General features: G+C 38.2%; 10 protein-coding genes and 1 CRISPR repeat array. Of the genes, 2 read left to right on the forward strand and 8 right to left on the reverse strand.

The window, feature by feature from the left end; all coding sequences use genetic code 11:
* Nucleotides 1-9 precede the first annotated feature (9 nt).
* Nucleotides 10-870 carry a carbohydrate ABC transporter permease gene (locus tag KI375_RS09380; RefSeq protein ID WP_212973246.1) on the reverse strand — a complete coding sequence of 287 codons (861 nt, stop codon included), beginning with the start codon at nt 868-870 and terminating at the stop codon, nt 10-12.
* A 193-nt stretch (nt 871-1,063) separates the two neighbouring features.
* Complete coding sequence (locus KI375_RS09385) at nt 1,064-2,404, reverse strand: ABC transporter substrate-binding protein (protein ID WP_212973247.1); 1,341 nt, start codon at nt 2,402-2,404, stop codon at nt 1,064-1,066.
* Between the two features lie 1,201 nt (nt 2,405-3,605).
* Between KI375_RS09385 and pepF the strand changes: the two genes are divergently transcribed.
* Nucleotides 3,606-5,411 (forward strand): oligoendopeptidase F, encoded by a 1,806-nt coding sequence (gene pepF / locus KI375_RS09390; protein ID WP_244852471.1) that lies wholly within the window; start codon nt 3,606-3,608, stop codon nt 5,409-5,411.
* A 232-nt stretch (nt 5,412-5,643) separates the two neighbouring features.
* Here the strand turns inward: pepF and KI375_RS09395 are convergent, their stop codons facing one another.
* Nucleotides 5,644-7,041: a right-handed parallel beta-helix repeat-containing protein gene (locus tag KI375_RS09395; RefSeq protein ID WP_212973249.1), complete on the reverse strand. Its 1,398-nt coding sequence runs from the start codon at nt 7,039-7,041 to the stop codon at nt 5,644-5,646.
* Between the two features lie 160 nt (nt 7,042-7,201).
* Here KI375_RS09395 and KI375_RS09400 point away from each other — a divergent pair, with 160 nt between their 5' ends.
* Entirely contained in the window at nt 7,202-8,854 is a 1,653-nt protein-coding gene (locus KI375_RS09400; RefSeq protein ID WP_212973250.1) for an SWIM zinc finger family protein, read from the forward strand.
* Between the two features lie 29 nt (nt 8,855-8,883).
* Nucleotides 8,884-9,187: direct repeats of the CRISPR family, unit length 34 nt; unit sequence TATTTCAATCCACGCACTCATGAAGAGTGCGACT.
* A 424-nt stretch (nt 9,188-9,611) separates the two neighbouring features.
* Here the strand turns inward: KI375_RS09400 and KI375_RS09405 are convergent.
* The 5 genes from KI375_RS09405 to KI375_RS09425 form a co-directional block, all read right to left on the reverse strand.
* A complete protein-coding gene (locus tag KI375_RS09405; RefSeq protein WP_212973251.1) occupies nt 9,612-11,072 on the reverse strand; it encodes a protein adenylyltransferase SelO in 1,461 nt (486 codons plus the stop codon).
* Between the two features lie 261 nt (nt 11,073-11,333).
* On the reverse strand, nt 11,334-13,091 hold the full coding sequence (locus KI375_RS09410) for a glycoside hydrolase family 2 protein (protein WP_212973252.1): 1,758 nt from the start codon (nt 13,089-13,091) through the stop codon (nt 11,334-11,336).
* A gap of 36 nt (nt 13,092-13,127) precedes the next feature.
* Nucleotides 13,128-14,948: a glycoside hydrolase family 2 protein gene (locus KI375_RS09415; protein ID WP_212973253.1), complete on the reverse strand. Its 1,821-nt coding sequence runs from the start codon at nt 14,946-14,948 to the stop codon at nt 13,128-13,130.
* Between the two features lie 25 nt (nt 14,949-14,973).
* The gene (locus KI375_RS09420; RefSeq protein WP_212973254.1) at nt 14,974-15,393 is read right to left on the reverse strand and encodes a hypothetical protein; all 420 of its coding nucleotides are present in this window, start codon (nt 15,391-15,393) and stop codon (nt 14,974-14,976) included.
* 6 nt (nt 15,394-15,399) lie between these two features.
* A complete protein-coding gene (locus KI375_RS09425; RefSeq protein WP_244852473.1) occupies nt 15,400-16,242 on the reverse strand; it encodes a carbohydrate ABC transporter permease in 843 nt (280 codons plus the stop codon).
* Nucleotides 16,243-16,270 lie beyond the last annotated feature (28 nt).

The raw sequence follows: 16,270 nt of genomic DNA on the forward strand, positions 1-16,270 counted from the left end.
CCTTTATTGTTAATGTTTAGCTTTTAAAAATTTAAACTCAATCGCAATTACGACAAGTAATATTAAAAGAATGATAATATTTATAGCTGAGGCTCTTCCCATATCGGAATAAACAAATGCGCTATTATAACTTTCATTCATAAGCACATTCGTACTATTTTTTGGTCCTCCATTTGTTAATATGTACATTGGTGCAAATAGTAAGAAGTTTGCTACAGTATCCGCCACCGCAACAAAAGCTAATGGCCGCTTCATCATTTGAAAAGTTATATTTATAAATTGTTGCCACTTACCTGCACCGTCAATTGCCGCTGCCTCATACAAATTTTTTGGTACTTCTTGTAACCCTGCTAGAAGAAAAATGGCCCAGTATCCAACTCCCTTCCAAGTTGCAATCATAATGATAATCCACATTGCCTGGTCACTACTGCCCAAAAAGGGTTGAGGCTCGAATCCTAATGCAACTAGGATCGTGTTAAAAATTCCTTGCTCAGGATTAAGCATGACATTCCACATAATTAATGCGATTGGCATAGAGACTGCGATTGGAATAAAATGGATAGCCCTGAAAATTCCTATGCCCTTCATTTGGCGGTTTAAAAAAATAGCGAGTAAAAACGCCAATATAATCTGAAGCGGGTTAATAAATACGTTTAAATACAACGTAACTTTGACAGAGTTCCAGAAAACGGGGTCCTCAAATAACATGAGATAATTATCAAAGCCTGCGAATATCTTTTCACCAGCTAAAAAGCTGGGAATAAATAAACTTTCCTTTAGACTGTCAAAGATTGGGTATATTTTAAAAACCAAAATTAGAACTAAAGCCGGGATTAAAAACAAATAAGGCACGAATCTTTCCTTTATCATTTTTTCACATCCTTACAAAAAAGGTAGGATGAAGCTGGGACATAATTATTTTCACTATAGAAAAACCAAAACGACTAGGTTGCAATACCTCCGCACTGGAAATATACATTGCTTTCTGCAGGCGACTGACAGGTAATGCATTATTCGTCAATGACGTTTAGCGTTTTAATTATGTCTCAGCCTCTTTTAACAGCTATTTTCCATTGACTACTGATTCATATTTCTTTAATTGTCTATCAATCTGTTGAACTGCATCATCAAGGGACTCTTTCGGGTCAGATCCGTTCTTAATATCTTCATATGCTTTGTTTACTAATGATTCCCATTCTAGATATCCAGGAGTGATCGGCCGTGGTACTGCTGTATTTTCTGCTTCATAAGCGGCTAAACGATTAATATTAGCTGGAAATTCCTCGTAATCCGCCGATTCTTTTATCTCTTGTAAAATACCTAAATGAGCAGGTAAAACTCCTCTCTCTTCAAACCACAAATCAGCGCCTTCCCCAATAGTTAAAAATTCAACGAATTTCGCTGCAGCTTCTTTTTTCTTAGAAAACTGAGAAATTCCAATATGCCAGCTTCCGGTCGGAGTTACAACCTCACCACCTTCAAAATAAGGATGCGGTGCGAAGCCATATTCAATATCTGATTCCTTGAGGTTATCTACTTCCCATGGACCACTAATAAACATGGCAGTTTTTCCAGTTGCAAAATATTCTGCTGATTGTTCAACAGGTATTTTTGGACTGACTTTCCATGTATTAAAAAGGTCATAATAAAATTGTGCTGCCTCAATCGACTTGGCGGAATTAGTATAGCCTGTAGAGACAATCCCACTCTCATCTAATTGGTCCGCACCTAGGCTTTGCGGAAGTGGTAAAATCTGATATGGTCGGCTTATTTGGTCAAAACCTATCCCGAAAATATCTGTTTGCCCATCCCCATTAAGATCGTAAGTTAACTTCTGGGCCGCTTCTACAACTTGTTCCCAGGTCCATCTCTTTTCGACATCGTTGGGCGGTGGTGTCACTCCTTTTTCTTCAAAAATTTCTTTATTGTAGTATAGAACTTGACTTGAAGTATTTATTGGAGGTGCCATTAGCTGATCTTGATAAGAGGAGGCCTCAATTGCTGAATCAACCCAATTACTCTTTGCATCCTCACTGATAAGATCATCGAGTGGTGCTAAATATCCCTTAACAGCGTAACTGGCAACTAACGGAACATCCACGTCAAGTAAATCTACATCTGTTGACTTTGCTCCCATTTTCACCTCGAGAGTTTCAAATAATTGTCTAAAAGGATATACCTCATTTTTAATTTTTATATCTGGATTTTTCTCCTCAAATGCTTTAATAACCCGATTCATACTTTCCTCATTTTGTGTTGAAACATAGACTAGTTCAACAGGTCCTTCCTTATTACCATCAGTATTTGTTGAAGAAGAACTATCACGATTTGATTCCGAAGAACACCCGACAATGAATGTGCTAATGACAGCTAAAAATATCAGGTTGAGAAATATTTTTTTCATTTAAAATCCTCCTTGTATATTCTTCTCATTTTATTTAGAGCTCAATTGTTTAACTTTCCAGAAATGTGTTAGCGGTTACACATTTGTTACAAAATCATCCAATTGCACGAGAGCAAATAAGCTTCCGAATTCTTTGTCCTAAATTTTCATTACATACTATGTTTAGATTTTTTCAATTACCTAGGTGGGATGTTGGATATGTATAATCTGGTAATTTATTGGGAGGTTCTTCTTGGTCATAATCTCTTACAACCTATAGAAATGGAGTTAAACTATTTTAATACGTTGATACATCTCGATGTTCAATACCGATTGAAGACAAGCTGGAAAAGTTCTTTTTTTCAAATCACCCCTCTATTCATGTAACCGATTACACAGATTATAGCACATGGATTTTTTTCAATCAACACTCTTTTCTAATTTATTAGTTTATTCAGTTAGCGTATTCTCCTTTGCAATTTGTTTATATTTTTAATTTCCGGCAAAATTAATATGGATTGATATAACAAGGTAAGGTTTCTGTGTGGTTCTTCCATCCCCCACCTCGAAAGCCTTGAGGTGGGGGATAACAGTCTGTTAATGCGGGATAAATGAGATTGTCTACAATTGGTTAAACTTTTAATGCGAACGAAGCCAATCATATATTGGTTGCAAATGATGACGAAAATGGTCAAATGGATTGAACCCAAAATCCACCCATAATGGTTGACCATTTGTAAACTTGTAGTATGTAGGATCGTTTAACTCTTCTAAACTCATGTTTTTAATTAAGTTTCAACCATTTGATGAGTTTTTCAAAATCATCCACAACTGCTTCCCATGGGAGATCCTTTAAGTTCATCAGCATTCATCTGATCGATTTGGCTCCAGTTATAGCCTGGTTCTGATGTAATTGACACCTCTCCCTTTCCTCAATCCAACTGATTAATCTTTTTTCCAAAGCACCAAGGTGAGAGACAATGTCTTTTATGGACCATAATCCGATCCCCCTGCCTTGTTCCCTCTTATTTGATGAAATGATATTTTTCCTTCAATATAAATATATTGCATAGGAAGTATGTGACTCACATACTCTTTGTAAAATGGATGATTAAAAGCAGCTCCTGAAAATCGCGATATATCTTTAACGCTTTATCAGAGCGGGGGCCTGTCCCCGTATGTTATACTTAAATTTACCGTTATAATGAAGGAGTGGATGCAATTGGTAAAGAGTTTACCTGCGCGCGCAGAGGTGAAGGTGGAGGAGACTTGGAATTTAGTGGATTTGTTTGAGGGTGAGGAGGCATATGAACGAGCGGTAGTGGCTGTAGTAAAGGAAGCGGATACATTTACTAGCGCTTATAAGGGAACTATTCGAGATGCGGGTTCTGCCATTAAGGCATTGGAGACTTATCAAGGGTTACAAGAGCAGTTAATTCCTATTAGGACTTATGCTTCCTTGTCAGTGAGCGAGGATCAAACAAATGATCAAGCGCAAATGCGCAGTGGTAAGTTTAGTTCGTTGGCAGCTAAGATTGCAAGTCAAACATCGTTTGTTATGAGTGAATTATCGGAGCTGTCTACTGAGACATTGCAGCAAGCAAGTCAACAATCTGAGGACTTCTCTACCTTATTGGAAAAAACGATTAAAGAAAAGCCGTACCAACTTGAGCCAGAGGTTGAGAAAACTCTAGCGGCATTTTCTTCTACCTTCCAAGCACCTTATAGTCTATACAATACAACAAAATTAGTAGATATGCAGTTTCCAGATTTCAATGTGGAAGGCCAGAACTATCCACTCAGTTATGGGTCATTCGAAGGAAGCTGGGAATCAGAACCTGATACCGCCAAAAGGCGTGGCGCTTTTGATGCCTTTTCTGCTAAATTGCGAGACTATCAACATACAACAGCCAAGACATACGATATGCACTTGCAAGCGGAAAAGACAACCTCTGACCTTAGAGGCTACAATTCTGTAATCGATTATTTATTGATGAGACAAGATGTCGATCGCTCAATGTACAATCGTCAAATTGATGTGATTATGGATGAATTGTCCCCTCATATGAGAAGATATGCAAAGCTTTTACAAAAAATATATCAATTGGATCAAATGACATTTGCTGACTTAAAAATCCCTGTTGATCCAACTTATGAACCAACTGTCACGATCGAAAAATCGAAAGAGTATATAGACGACGCACTTGCCATTATGGGGGAAGATTACATCCATATGGTTAACCGAGCCTATTCAGAACGCTGGATTGATTTCGCCCAAAACACTGGAAAATCAACCGGTGCATTCTGTTCCAGTCCTTATGGGAGCCATCCCTATATCCTGATTTCCTGGACTGGAAGCATGGAGGATGTATTTGTCCTCGCTCATGAACTAGGTCATGCAGGACATTTTTATAATGCACACCAACACCAAAATGCATTTACCGCTAGACCATCTATGTATTTTATTGAAGCACCTTCTACTATGAACGAGATGTTGATGGCAAATCATCTACTGGCAAACTCAGATGATCCCCGCTTTAAACGGTGGGTACTATCTTCGATTATTTCACGAACTTATTATCATAATTTCGTGACACATCTTCTCGAAGCAGCCTATCAACGAAAGGTGTATGATTTAATTGACGAAGGCGGAAATGTGAATGCAACGATCTTAAATGATTTAAAACGAGGTGTTCTAGAAGAATTTTGGGGTGACACGGTTGTTATCAACAAAGGAGCCGAGTTAACTTGGATGCGTCAGCCCCATTATTACATGGGTTTATACCCTTACACATACAGCGCTGGTTTGACCATATCCACGGAAATGGCAAAGCGTGTACTAAATGAGGGAAAACCGGCAGTCAATGATTGGCTCTCCGTTCTCCAAGCCGGTGGCTCCAAAAATCCAGCAGAACTTGCTAAAATGGCCGGGATCGACATTACGACGACCAAGCCTCTAAGCGATACCATTGCTTATATCGGAAAATTGATTGACCAGATTGAGCAACTTACAGAAGAAATCGGCTGATTTAACTCTTACATTATAAAGCAGAAAATCAATGGGGGCTTCATCTCACATTGACTCTCTGCTTTATTTTGAAGCCTTTGTGACCTGCAGCCTGCAGGCCTGAATCAATCGGATATTTACTGGCAGTTGTCCCCCCACTTACCATTCTCGTTTTCGCCTTGAATTCTTGAAGTTGGTTGCTCCCTATGACTCCAACCTTTTTCAACTGTTCACGTCAGGCCCAAAAGTAAGATTATTCTATAATATCTTTTGCCGGTGAATCCTTTTTCAGTCTAAAATCATATTTCTGTTCATCTTCATATTTCGGATCTATATAACTAGATTTCTTATCACTTTTCGAAGCTTTTTTGAATTCAGGAAAAGATGTGTATTCTTCCTCTTTCCACACCCAGATAGCCGTTTTTCCTTTTTCTTTATGGAATACATTCTCTTGTAGTTTGTTTGCTTGATTGGTTGTAAAATAGTTGACGATCAACAAGCTAGATGGTCCTGCCGTCAAGATATTTCTTTCGATTACATTATTTTTTGTATCATATTGTAATAAAAGCTGGCCCCCGTCCAGGCCCTTCGTGTCATTTCGATAAAGGATATTTTGAGAGATTGTAGAATGGATCGTCCCTCCCCGTTTCTCGTCATACCCGCCGATTGATATTCCCGTGTAAAAATTGTTATAAATAAGATTGTCTCTAATATTAATATGATCAGCATATTTTCCTGCATGTTCAGAAGTTGCTTCAATTCCGATATCGCAGTTATAGATCGTATTCTTTTCGATGATTATATTTTTCCCGCCATCTATGTAAATCCCGCCAGCAGAATAATCCTTCCCATAGGCTGGGTTTCCATATGAGGATATTTCATAAACTTGATTATTTTTTACAACTCCATTTCTCACATAGTCGTTTTTCTTATTTGTAGATATACCTTCATATCCAATTAGATCAATCCCAATATTATCGTTATGACGAACAAGGTTATTTTCCAGCTTAAACCCATCAATATTTCCATTAAGGACAAGGGCTTCACTAAAACCAAGTTGCAAATTTCCCACAATATTATTCAGAATATTTATGTCTTTCATTGGTCCAGTTCCATATACAGCGATCCCATGACCATTTCCATCATCTGCATGCGTTTTAATCCGCTGGACATGATTATTTTCTAATGTAATATGACTGCTAGAGCCCGTTACGTAAATCCCCATTACCGTTTCATCTGTTAGGTCAGTCGTTAAGTCCTGAATTGTTAACCCGCTAATCGTAATATAGTTTTTATTATTAATCGTAACTAAGGAAGTATCCCCTTCAACATCCTTTAGACTTTTTCCACTAAGGACCACTTTATCGTTTTTGTAGGCTTTAAAAGTAATTGGTTTCGCTTTTGTCCCACTATGCTTCACAACAAACTTTTCATGATAGATCCCTTTGCGAATGAAGACTGTCGTCCCCGCTTTAGCTTCTGCAGAGGCTTTTGCCAATGTGCGAAATGGCTTTGCTTTTGTGCCATCATATTGGTCACTTCCATTGACAGCCACATATATAAAATGATCTTGTCCGACCTTCGTATTATGGTAGATAAAAATACTCATGATCGTAACGGTTGCCAAGAGAATAAAAATTACTTTTCTCATTTCATCATCCCTTCTTGCTATCACTCATCATACACTGAAGTGAACGAAAAAACGATTCCTTATTTGGTATTCTCGAATAGTCTCATGAAATTAAGTATACTAGACTTCACATCTTTTTTATGAAATCTTTAAAGACTTACAATGAGGGTGAGGATACTAAATGAATCTACATAACTTCGAGAAGTCTATTAATCAGGTTATTATTGACAGAGGCTATGATTATTATTTGAATGGACATGTTACGGAAACATCATCCAATGGGATTGATGAATATCACTTTTTAGTTGAAGGTAGTGAAGATTATAACGTCATAGTAACGCTAGGATCAAATGATGATATCCTATTTTCACAATGTGATTGCCCCTTTGATTTTGGACCTATTTGCAAACATCAGGTAGCCGTCTATTTTGAATTGATAGATTCAACTAAGACTAATAGCAACGTTATGACCCATCAACCAAAATTAAAGGATGTATTAAACGATCTCTCCAAAGAGGAGTTAATCACGATTATTGAAGAAATAACCGAGGACGACTCGCTTATCACCAACAAGCTTATATTGAAATACGCCAATGGTAGAGAGACACAAGATACATCACAATGCCGGAGAGTTATTCAAGCGATTGTTAATAAATATACTGGTCGACAAGGGTTTATTCCGTATAAAGATACGGCTAACTTTGCTCATGAATTAGGAGTAGTTTTAGATAAGGCTGATGCTACTGATCAGATCTCTCTTTCCTTCGATATTGCCTCTCTAGTCTTGATTGAAGCAATGGAAGCTTTCCAATATGCCGATGATTCAGATGGGACAATCGGCGGTCTTGTTAATCAAGCTATCAATCAAATCGAGGAAATTGCCATATCTTGCAAGTTTGCAGACGTTGGACTTCAGAGAGAAATTTTTGATAATATCATTCATCTTAGTGAACATGCTGTGTTCAATGGATGGGATGATTTCAAGATTGATTTGCTTAATATAGGAATAGTGTTCGCTGATACGGAAGCATTACGCAACAAACTCACAGAAGTCATCAAAACGAATTTAAATGAAAAAACGGACGATGACCATAAAAAATACTTAAAAGAAGCGTTACTTACTATTCTACTTGATCTGGTTCAGAAATATGGCACGGCAGAAGAAGCAAACCAATTTTTACAAAGCCATCTTCACTACCCCTCGTTCAGAAAAAAATTGATTGAACAGTACTTGCAAAAGAATAAGTTCGAAAAGGCAATAGCACTCGCCATAGATGGAGAGAAACAGGATCAAAAGTATGCTGGATTGGTCCAAGATTGGAAAGAACTCCGCTACAAAGCATACAAAGGACTTTACTGGAAAGAAGAGCAGGAAAAATTGGCAAAAGAATTATTATTGGACGGAAATTTCGAATATTACTGGGAATTAAAAGATTTAACAAAAAAGGAGACAAACGAGTTTTACCTAGAATTAAAGAAGGAAATAAAAGAGATGAATGGCTGGCATATGAGCTTGCTCTATCAGCAACTCATTGAAGCTGAGAATGATTTTGAAGCGATCTTGGACTATGTGAAGGAACACCCAAGTAATATTGAGAAATACAAAAATATACTGAGCAGCAAATTTCCTGAACAGGTTATTGAAGTGTACGCACAATATATCGAAATGGAAGCGGAAATGGCATCCAACCGAAAAGCCTATCGAAGGATTTGTTATAAACTGAAAGACTATAAAAAAGTGGCAGGTGGCGAAAAACAGGAAGAGTTAAAAAATAAATTGCGTGCTCTTTATATAAGAAGACCAGCGTTCATCGATGAGCTCGGGGAAATCTAGATGGATTTCCCCCAGTTTCATTTTAATTTATTTCCAATCCATGCACTCATGAAGAGTGCGACGTCAGTGTAGCTAATCCAGCAACATATGAAAATCATATTTCAATCCACGCACTCATGAAGAGTGCGACTTTTTTGCAGTAATACAGAATACTGAAATTAACGTATTTCAATCCACGCACTCATGAAGAGTGCGACTCAAATATCCCGAGTCGATCAACTGGAAGACATTATTATTTCAATCCACGCACTCATGAAGAGTGCGACTACACCCAGCCAACAATAAAACGGCCATTAAGACATTTCAATCCACGCACTCATGAAGAGTGCGACAGCGTCCGTTTTCCAAGCTGATGCATCAATACTTTGCACAGTTGAAAGTGCGAACCTCCGTATGCAAGAGCAACTTTGTTTATATGTTCATTTTCCATATATCTGACAAATGCCTAATTCCCCTGCTAGATCAAGGAATGAGTTAATGATTTGGAAAGTGCGGATCTACTAGGTTTTTTATGTGCGCTTCAGGTTCGCACCATGATAAAAAAGATACTAGTAAATGGATTGCGATCCTTCTTTCAAAATACATTTTAAACTTTTAACAGTGTAGTTCATGAACCCTTGCTTCTATTTTTAAATTAAATCCATCATATCAAATCGCTCAATGTTAATGAACTATTTTATCTACTTTTTTATTCAGAAACTGAAGCAGGATATGGCGGTCTTAGCCATTTTTTCTTGGAATATGCGCTTTTTCTCCTTCACGTCCCACAAAAGGTTTGATACGGAATTTTGGATGGCTCCGGTAAAGTTGTGTATTTTTCTTGTTCAGGAGTATAGGCATATGGATCAGCAAGAACTTGAAGCAATTCCTCCATTACGTGGAGATCTCCTTCTTCCACTGCTGCATCTAAGGCCTCCTCAACCAAATGGTTACGCGGGATGATAGAGGGATTACTTTTTTTCATCAGAGCATGTGAATCTTCCTCTGATTCCGTCTGTTTCTCCCGGCGTGTTTTCCATTGTTCAAGCCATTTTGTAAACTTCGGATCCTTATATCCTGTAATCTTATCTATTTGATCAAGCGTTAATGCGCGAAAAGTATTCGTGAAGTCTGCTTGCTGTTCTTCCATCCATTTTAATAAACGTTCAACCAATTCTGCATCCTCTGGCTCTTCGTTAAATAACCCAAGTTTCTCTCGCATTCCTTGGAGCCATTGTTGTTCATATATTTTTGTAAAATGTGGCATTTCTTGTTGCGCAATTTCTATAGCCATTTCCTGATTTTCATGCAGTAATGGCAACAGACTTTCAGCAAACCGCGCAACATTCCACCCAGCCATATATGGCTGATTTCCATATGCGTAGCGTCCTTGTTGATCAATGGAACTGAAGACAGTAGCAGGGTCATATGTGTCCATAAATGCGCATGGACCATAATCAATCGTCTCTCCACTGATCGTCATATTGTCCGTGTTCATCACACCATGAATAAAGCCAACTAACTGCCATTTTGCAATTAAATGAGCTTGACGTTCCATGACCGCTCGAAGTAAGGAAAGATATGGCTGCTTTTCCTGCTGTAATTCAGGATAATGACGTTCCAGCGCATAATCAGCCAATGCCCGAAGCTCTTCTTCCCCTTGCAAATGAGCGGCATATTCAAATGTGCCCACACGCAAATGGCTTGACGCGACCCGCGTTAGAATTGCTCCTAGTAAGGGCGTTTCTCGATACACCGGTTCCCCTGTGACGACCACTGCTAAACTACGAGTAGTTGGAATGCCCAAAGCATGCATCGCCTCACTGATAAGGTATTCTCGCAGCATTGGTCCAAGAGCCGCTCGCCCGTCACCACCACGTGAATACGACGTGCGTCCTGCTCCCTTCAATTGAATATCCACTCGCTCTCCCTTTGGAGTGATCTGCTCCCCTAAAAGAACAGCACGGCCATCCCCTAACATCGTAAAATTCCCAAACTGATGCCCAGCATACGCCTGTGCAAGTGGTATAGCGCCTTCTGGGATTTCATTACCTCCGAAAACCGCTGTCCCATCCCCATCCATTAGAGCCTCTACCTGTAAACCAAGAGAATTGGCTAAAGAAGCATTAAAAAAAACTAAACCTGGATCTTCAACAGGAGTCGGCGTTTGCCTTGTATAAAAAGCCTCTGGCAGGCGGACATAGCTATTATCAAAATTCCATCCCACTGCTTGATTCATTGTATCCTTCCTTCCTGTTGGGGCCTGTCCCCTAGCTTGGTAACGCGTTAACAAATTGGGGGACAGGCCCCATAAAAGAGAGCACCTATGCTTCCGGCACAGGTGCTCATTACGAAATTATTTGTGGCGAAGGATCATGTGTTCACAGCACATGTGTTGCTTTACCTTCGTCTTACACAAATCAGCTCATCGCTTTATAAGTATAGCATTTTTTTCTGTAAAGGTCGATTCATCTATCTGCCATTTTAAGCGGAGTTGCGATCATTTATCTAAAATTTCTTTGATTCGTTTCAAATCCACTTTTGGTTCTCGTGTTTCTGTTAGGAGGCCATTCACTTCTTGTTGAACATCGGTAATTTGAGTATAGCAATAACCGCTGACATAAGGAGTATCCTTAATAGCTTGTGTTATGGCTTCGAACCGTTCAAAAAATCCTTCCTCATTCTTGACCTGGTTTCCATATCCCCAGCCTTCTTCATCAGTAAATGCAATTCCGCCATATTCACTAATAATAATTGGCTGCCCTTTATACTCATATCCTTTAGCAAATGCATACTTACCTTCATTAAAGGCAATATCTTTAAGAATTTTGTCTTTATCTGCGTAGCGGTCAAAAAAGCGTTTTCCGTATTCTTCATAATCATGTAAGGTAATAATGTCAGAAATAGTATGTTCCCAACCGTCATTCACAATCACTGGCCGCATTCTATCTATTGATTTTGTTAGGTGGTAAATGGCTTCTGTAAATTGCTGTTGTTGACAATCAGTGTAAATATTTTTAATTCCCCACGATTCATTAAAAGGTGTCCAAGTAATGATCGAAGGGTGATTATACTGCTGCTGCACAACCTCGGTCCACTCTTCGGTGAAATTTTGAACAGCCTCATCTGAAAACTCAAATGTCGCTGCCATTTCTGACCAAACTAGCAACCCTTTTTTATCAGCCCAATACAGATAGCGTTGGTCCTCTACCTTCATATGCTTTCTTACTCCGTTGAAGCCCATTTCGAACGTTTTCTCGATGTCCTCTATAATGGCTGCTTCAGAAGGAGGTGTTAGATGACTGTCTTTCCAATACCCTTGATCAAGCAATAGCTTTTGATAAATTGGAACATTATTCAAGAGTACATTCCCATCTTCAATTGAAATTTTCCTCATTCCAAAATAGGATTGTACACAATCGATAATCTTGTCACCTTGTAAAAGGGTGAACTCGACATCGTATAAATTGGGTGTATGCGGGTTCCAATGCATAATTCTCCAATGAAACGCCTCACTCGTAAGATCAATTTCTGCTGTATGTGTCGCCCTGTTCATTTGAAAACTATATTCCGCAATCTCTGTGTTTTCAAACGTAATCTTTGTTTTTAGCACTAATTCATCATCAAAGGAATTCTCTGCTAATTGATAGACAAACTTAACAGACTCCCTATCAATGTTTGGTGTAATTTTGACAGTTTCCAGATGCGTCTCATGCAAAAACTCTAACCAAACAGTTTGCCAAATTCCTGTTGTCTGAACATACCAACATGCGAAATTTTCTTCTACCCATCTCTGTTTTCCCCGTGGTTGGAAACAACTAAAGCTGTCCTCGCACTTTATCACAAGATTGAATTCCTCTTTTTCATTTATATGGCGTGTAATATCAAACGAAAACGCAATCTGTCCCCCCTTGTGGGAACCTACAAATTCTCCGTTTACCCATACCTTCGTAACATAATCAGCTGCTTGAAAACGCAAAATGACTTTCTTGCCCACCTGTTCCTGTGGAATGGTAACATGTCTTTGATACCAAATGTTTGGGCAAAATGCTTCTTCTCCTATTCCACTTGCCTCTGTTTCGTAGGTAAAAGGTACAATAATCTGTTGATCAAAGCTTTCAGAACGATACCATTGCTCTTTTTCTCCTATATTCTGCCTATCAAAGGCAAATTGCCATTGGCCGTTCAAATTCAACCAATGCTTTCTTTCAAATTGTGGACGTGGATATTCTTTTCTCGGAATCGTTTGATTAGTCATAAAGTATTTCCCTCCCTATTCTATTTTCTATCGGGCTTACGCTTTGTAAGAAAATTGTCTTTTATCAACTGTCTCTCGATGCCACTGATCGTTAATCTTTTTAACCTTGTCCGGATCACATTTATACTGACGATCATATGTTAATAATCCGTTTTGCTCTTGCTCTACATCTGTGAATTGAGTATAACAAAATCCCATAATGGCACTGGATTGGTAAATCGCATCAATTACCCGTTTATAATCTTCTAAAAAGTCCTCTTCATTTTTAGCTGACGTGTATCCCCAACCTTTACTTCCCTCTTTACTAAAACCAATTCCACCGAACTCTGTTAATAGGATGGGCTCACCCTTATGCTCAAAGTCATTACAATAAATCCGTCTTCTATTTTGTTCTGAGGCCAAAATTTCCTCTTTTGTTGATAATGACTTTACAAAATGTTGATATTTCTCTACTTCATCTTTATTCCCATGAACATAGCTATGGACTCCACAAATATCCGTTTCCGTCATTTCCCACCCATCATTAGAAATAACTAACCTAGTTGGATCTAACGAATGGATCAAATGATAGATCGCCTGTGAAAAATGCTGTTGTGTCCTACTTATACCAATCTCTGGAACTCCCCAACTTTCATTAATAGGTGTCCATACAATAATAGATGGATGATTATAGTCACGGTCAATAATTTCTGTCCATTCCTTGGTTACATGCTCCACTGTCTTATTTGAATAAACAGAAGGAGAAGCAGATTCCCCCCACACAATGAATCCTAATTTATCAGCCCAATATAGGAATCTAGGATCTTCTACTTTTTGGTGTTTCCGACATCCATTGAAGCCTAATTTTTTCGCCATTAAAATATCATTGATATAGTCATCATCTGTTGGAGCCGTCAACAATCCAGTCGGCCAATATCCTTGGTCAAGGACTAGTTTTTGATAATACGGACGATTATTTAGATAAACCATTCCATTTTCTCTATGTACTTTTCTCATTCCAAAATAAGATTGGACCTCATCCATTTGTTTTTCTCCGTCAAATAATTCAAAGGATATATCATATAGATTAGGCGTTTCTGGTTTCCAAGTCCAACCAACACCATGGAACTCACTTCGGTCTATTTTATTATTAAACAAGTAGAACTTTCTTCTTAGTTCCTCTTCCTTCACAATCAAAATATCACTTACTATTTCTTGTTCTTGATAAGCTATGCTTACCTTCAATTGTTTGCCTACTGAACCTTTTGATAGATCAAACTCTACCGCGACTTCTCCGCTATCTAAAAGCGGTGTCATTTTAACTTGCTTGATATAACTATCCGCTACTGGTTCAAGCCAAACGGTTTGCCAGATTCCCGTTGTCCGCGTATACCATATTGCGGCCGGCTTTTCCTTCCAATATTGTTTCCCTCGAGGAATGGTTTCATCAGTAGATGGGTCCTCTACGCGGATGCTAATCTCTTCCGTTTCTCCCCATGTAACGTAATGAGTAATATCAAAGGAAAAGGGCGTATTTCCACCAATGTGTTCACCAACAAACATACCGTTAATAAACACTTTGGTGTAATAATCCACAGCCCCAAAATGTAACAGAAGCTTCTTTCCTTTCCACTCTTTCGGGATGTCCATCTTTCGTTTATACCAGACTACATCATGAAAACCTGTCTCTTGTATTCCACTTAATTCTGATTGAAATGCAAATGGAACATTGATTTTACGAGAAAATGACTGCTTAGCTAAATGCCATTTTTCTTGCTCTCCTTGATCAAGATCATCGAATTCAAACTCCCATTCCCCATTCAAGTTTAGCCACTGATCTCGTACAAATTGCGGCCTTGGATATTCACTCCTATACATTTTTATGCCCCTTTTCTTATAAGTTTTATTGATGCTGGCCTTTCGCCACTTTAAACGACATGTTTTTAATGATACAAATAATGACTGTCGCAAAGTATAAGACAAATCCAATAATATCAACTGTTAGATAAGAAAGCAAAGCCCAGATGGACAACCAAACCACAAGTTTTACAGGAGTTGTTTCTTGCTTTAGCTTTGTAGACAGAAAGAAATTCATAGCTCCGATCAAAATAAATACTAATCCATAGCCGATCACAAACAAATACACACTTTGAAAGTAAAATCGATCAGCAAATAAACTGCTTGGATTTGTCGCGGCTGGTTCAATTAGCACATTCTGTTGCATCCAAGAACTATAATAAAATAATGTAATAGTACCTGTAATTATATTCCAGATCGAAGCTATTCTTAGTAAGTTTTTTTCAAGTTTTCTCTTTTTTTTCATGTATCATCACCCTTTAAGCCCAGAAGATAGAGATAATGATTCAATAAAGTATTTTTGTGCAAATAAGAACATTACAAATGTTGGTATTAAGGCTAAAGAAGCGGATGCCATTAGTTGTCCTACAAATAGATAGTCACCGTAAATTCCTTTCAATAACTCTAACCCAGCTGTAATTGGCATTGCATCAACATCATTAAAAACGATTGTTGGCCATAGAAAGTCATTCCACGACCCTGTAAAGGTGAATAAAGCAACGACAATTAAAATTGGCTTGATCAAAGGAACAATTATCCTGTAATAAATATAAAAATCACTGGCACCATCCATCCTTGCTGATTCATCATATTCCATTGGAATTCCCAGCATAAATTGTCGCACAAGGAAAATATTTGCCACTCCTCCAAGGCCAGGAATTACACAAGACCACATCGTATTAACCCATCCAAAGGTATCAACAATTTTATACATAGGGATAATATTCACGACACTAGGAAACATGGAGGCACATAGTAATGTCCAAAAGAGTAAATTTCTTCCCTTAAACTTTAGACGGGTATACCCATATGCAGCTAAGGATACAATCACAACGACTAACACGGTGTGCGTAACAGATATTAACACTGAATTTAGAAACCATCTCAGTATTGGTGCATTTGTTGTGTTTTCAAGTACAGATATATATTGATTTAAAGTCCAATTCACTGGTAATAATTGGAATCCAACCCCTTTTATCTCTGTTTCAGATTTAAAAGATGTAAAAACACCGAATAGCAGTGGAACAACCCATATTAAAGTTAATGATAAAAGAAAAACATATGAGATGGACCTAGATATACTGATTTTTTTCACGCTATTCCCTCCTCGTACAATTATTCCA

This window comes from Bacillus sp. J14TS2, from assembly GCF_018333015.1.
GTDB lineage: Bacteria > Bacillota > Bacilli > Bacillales > Bacillaceae_C > Lederbergia.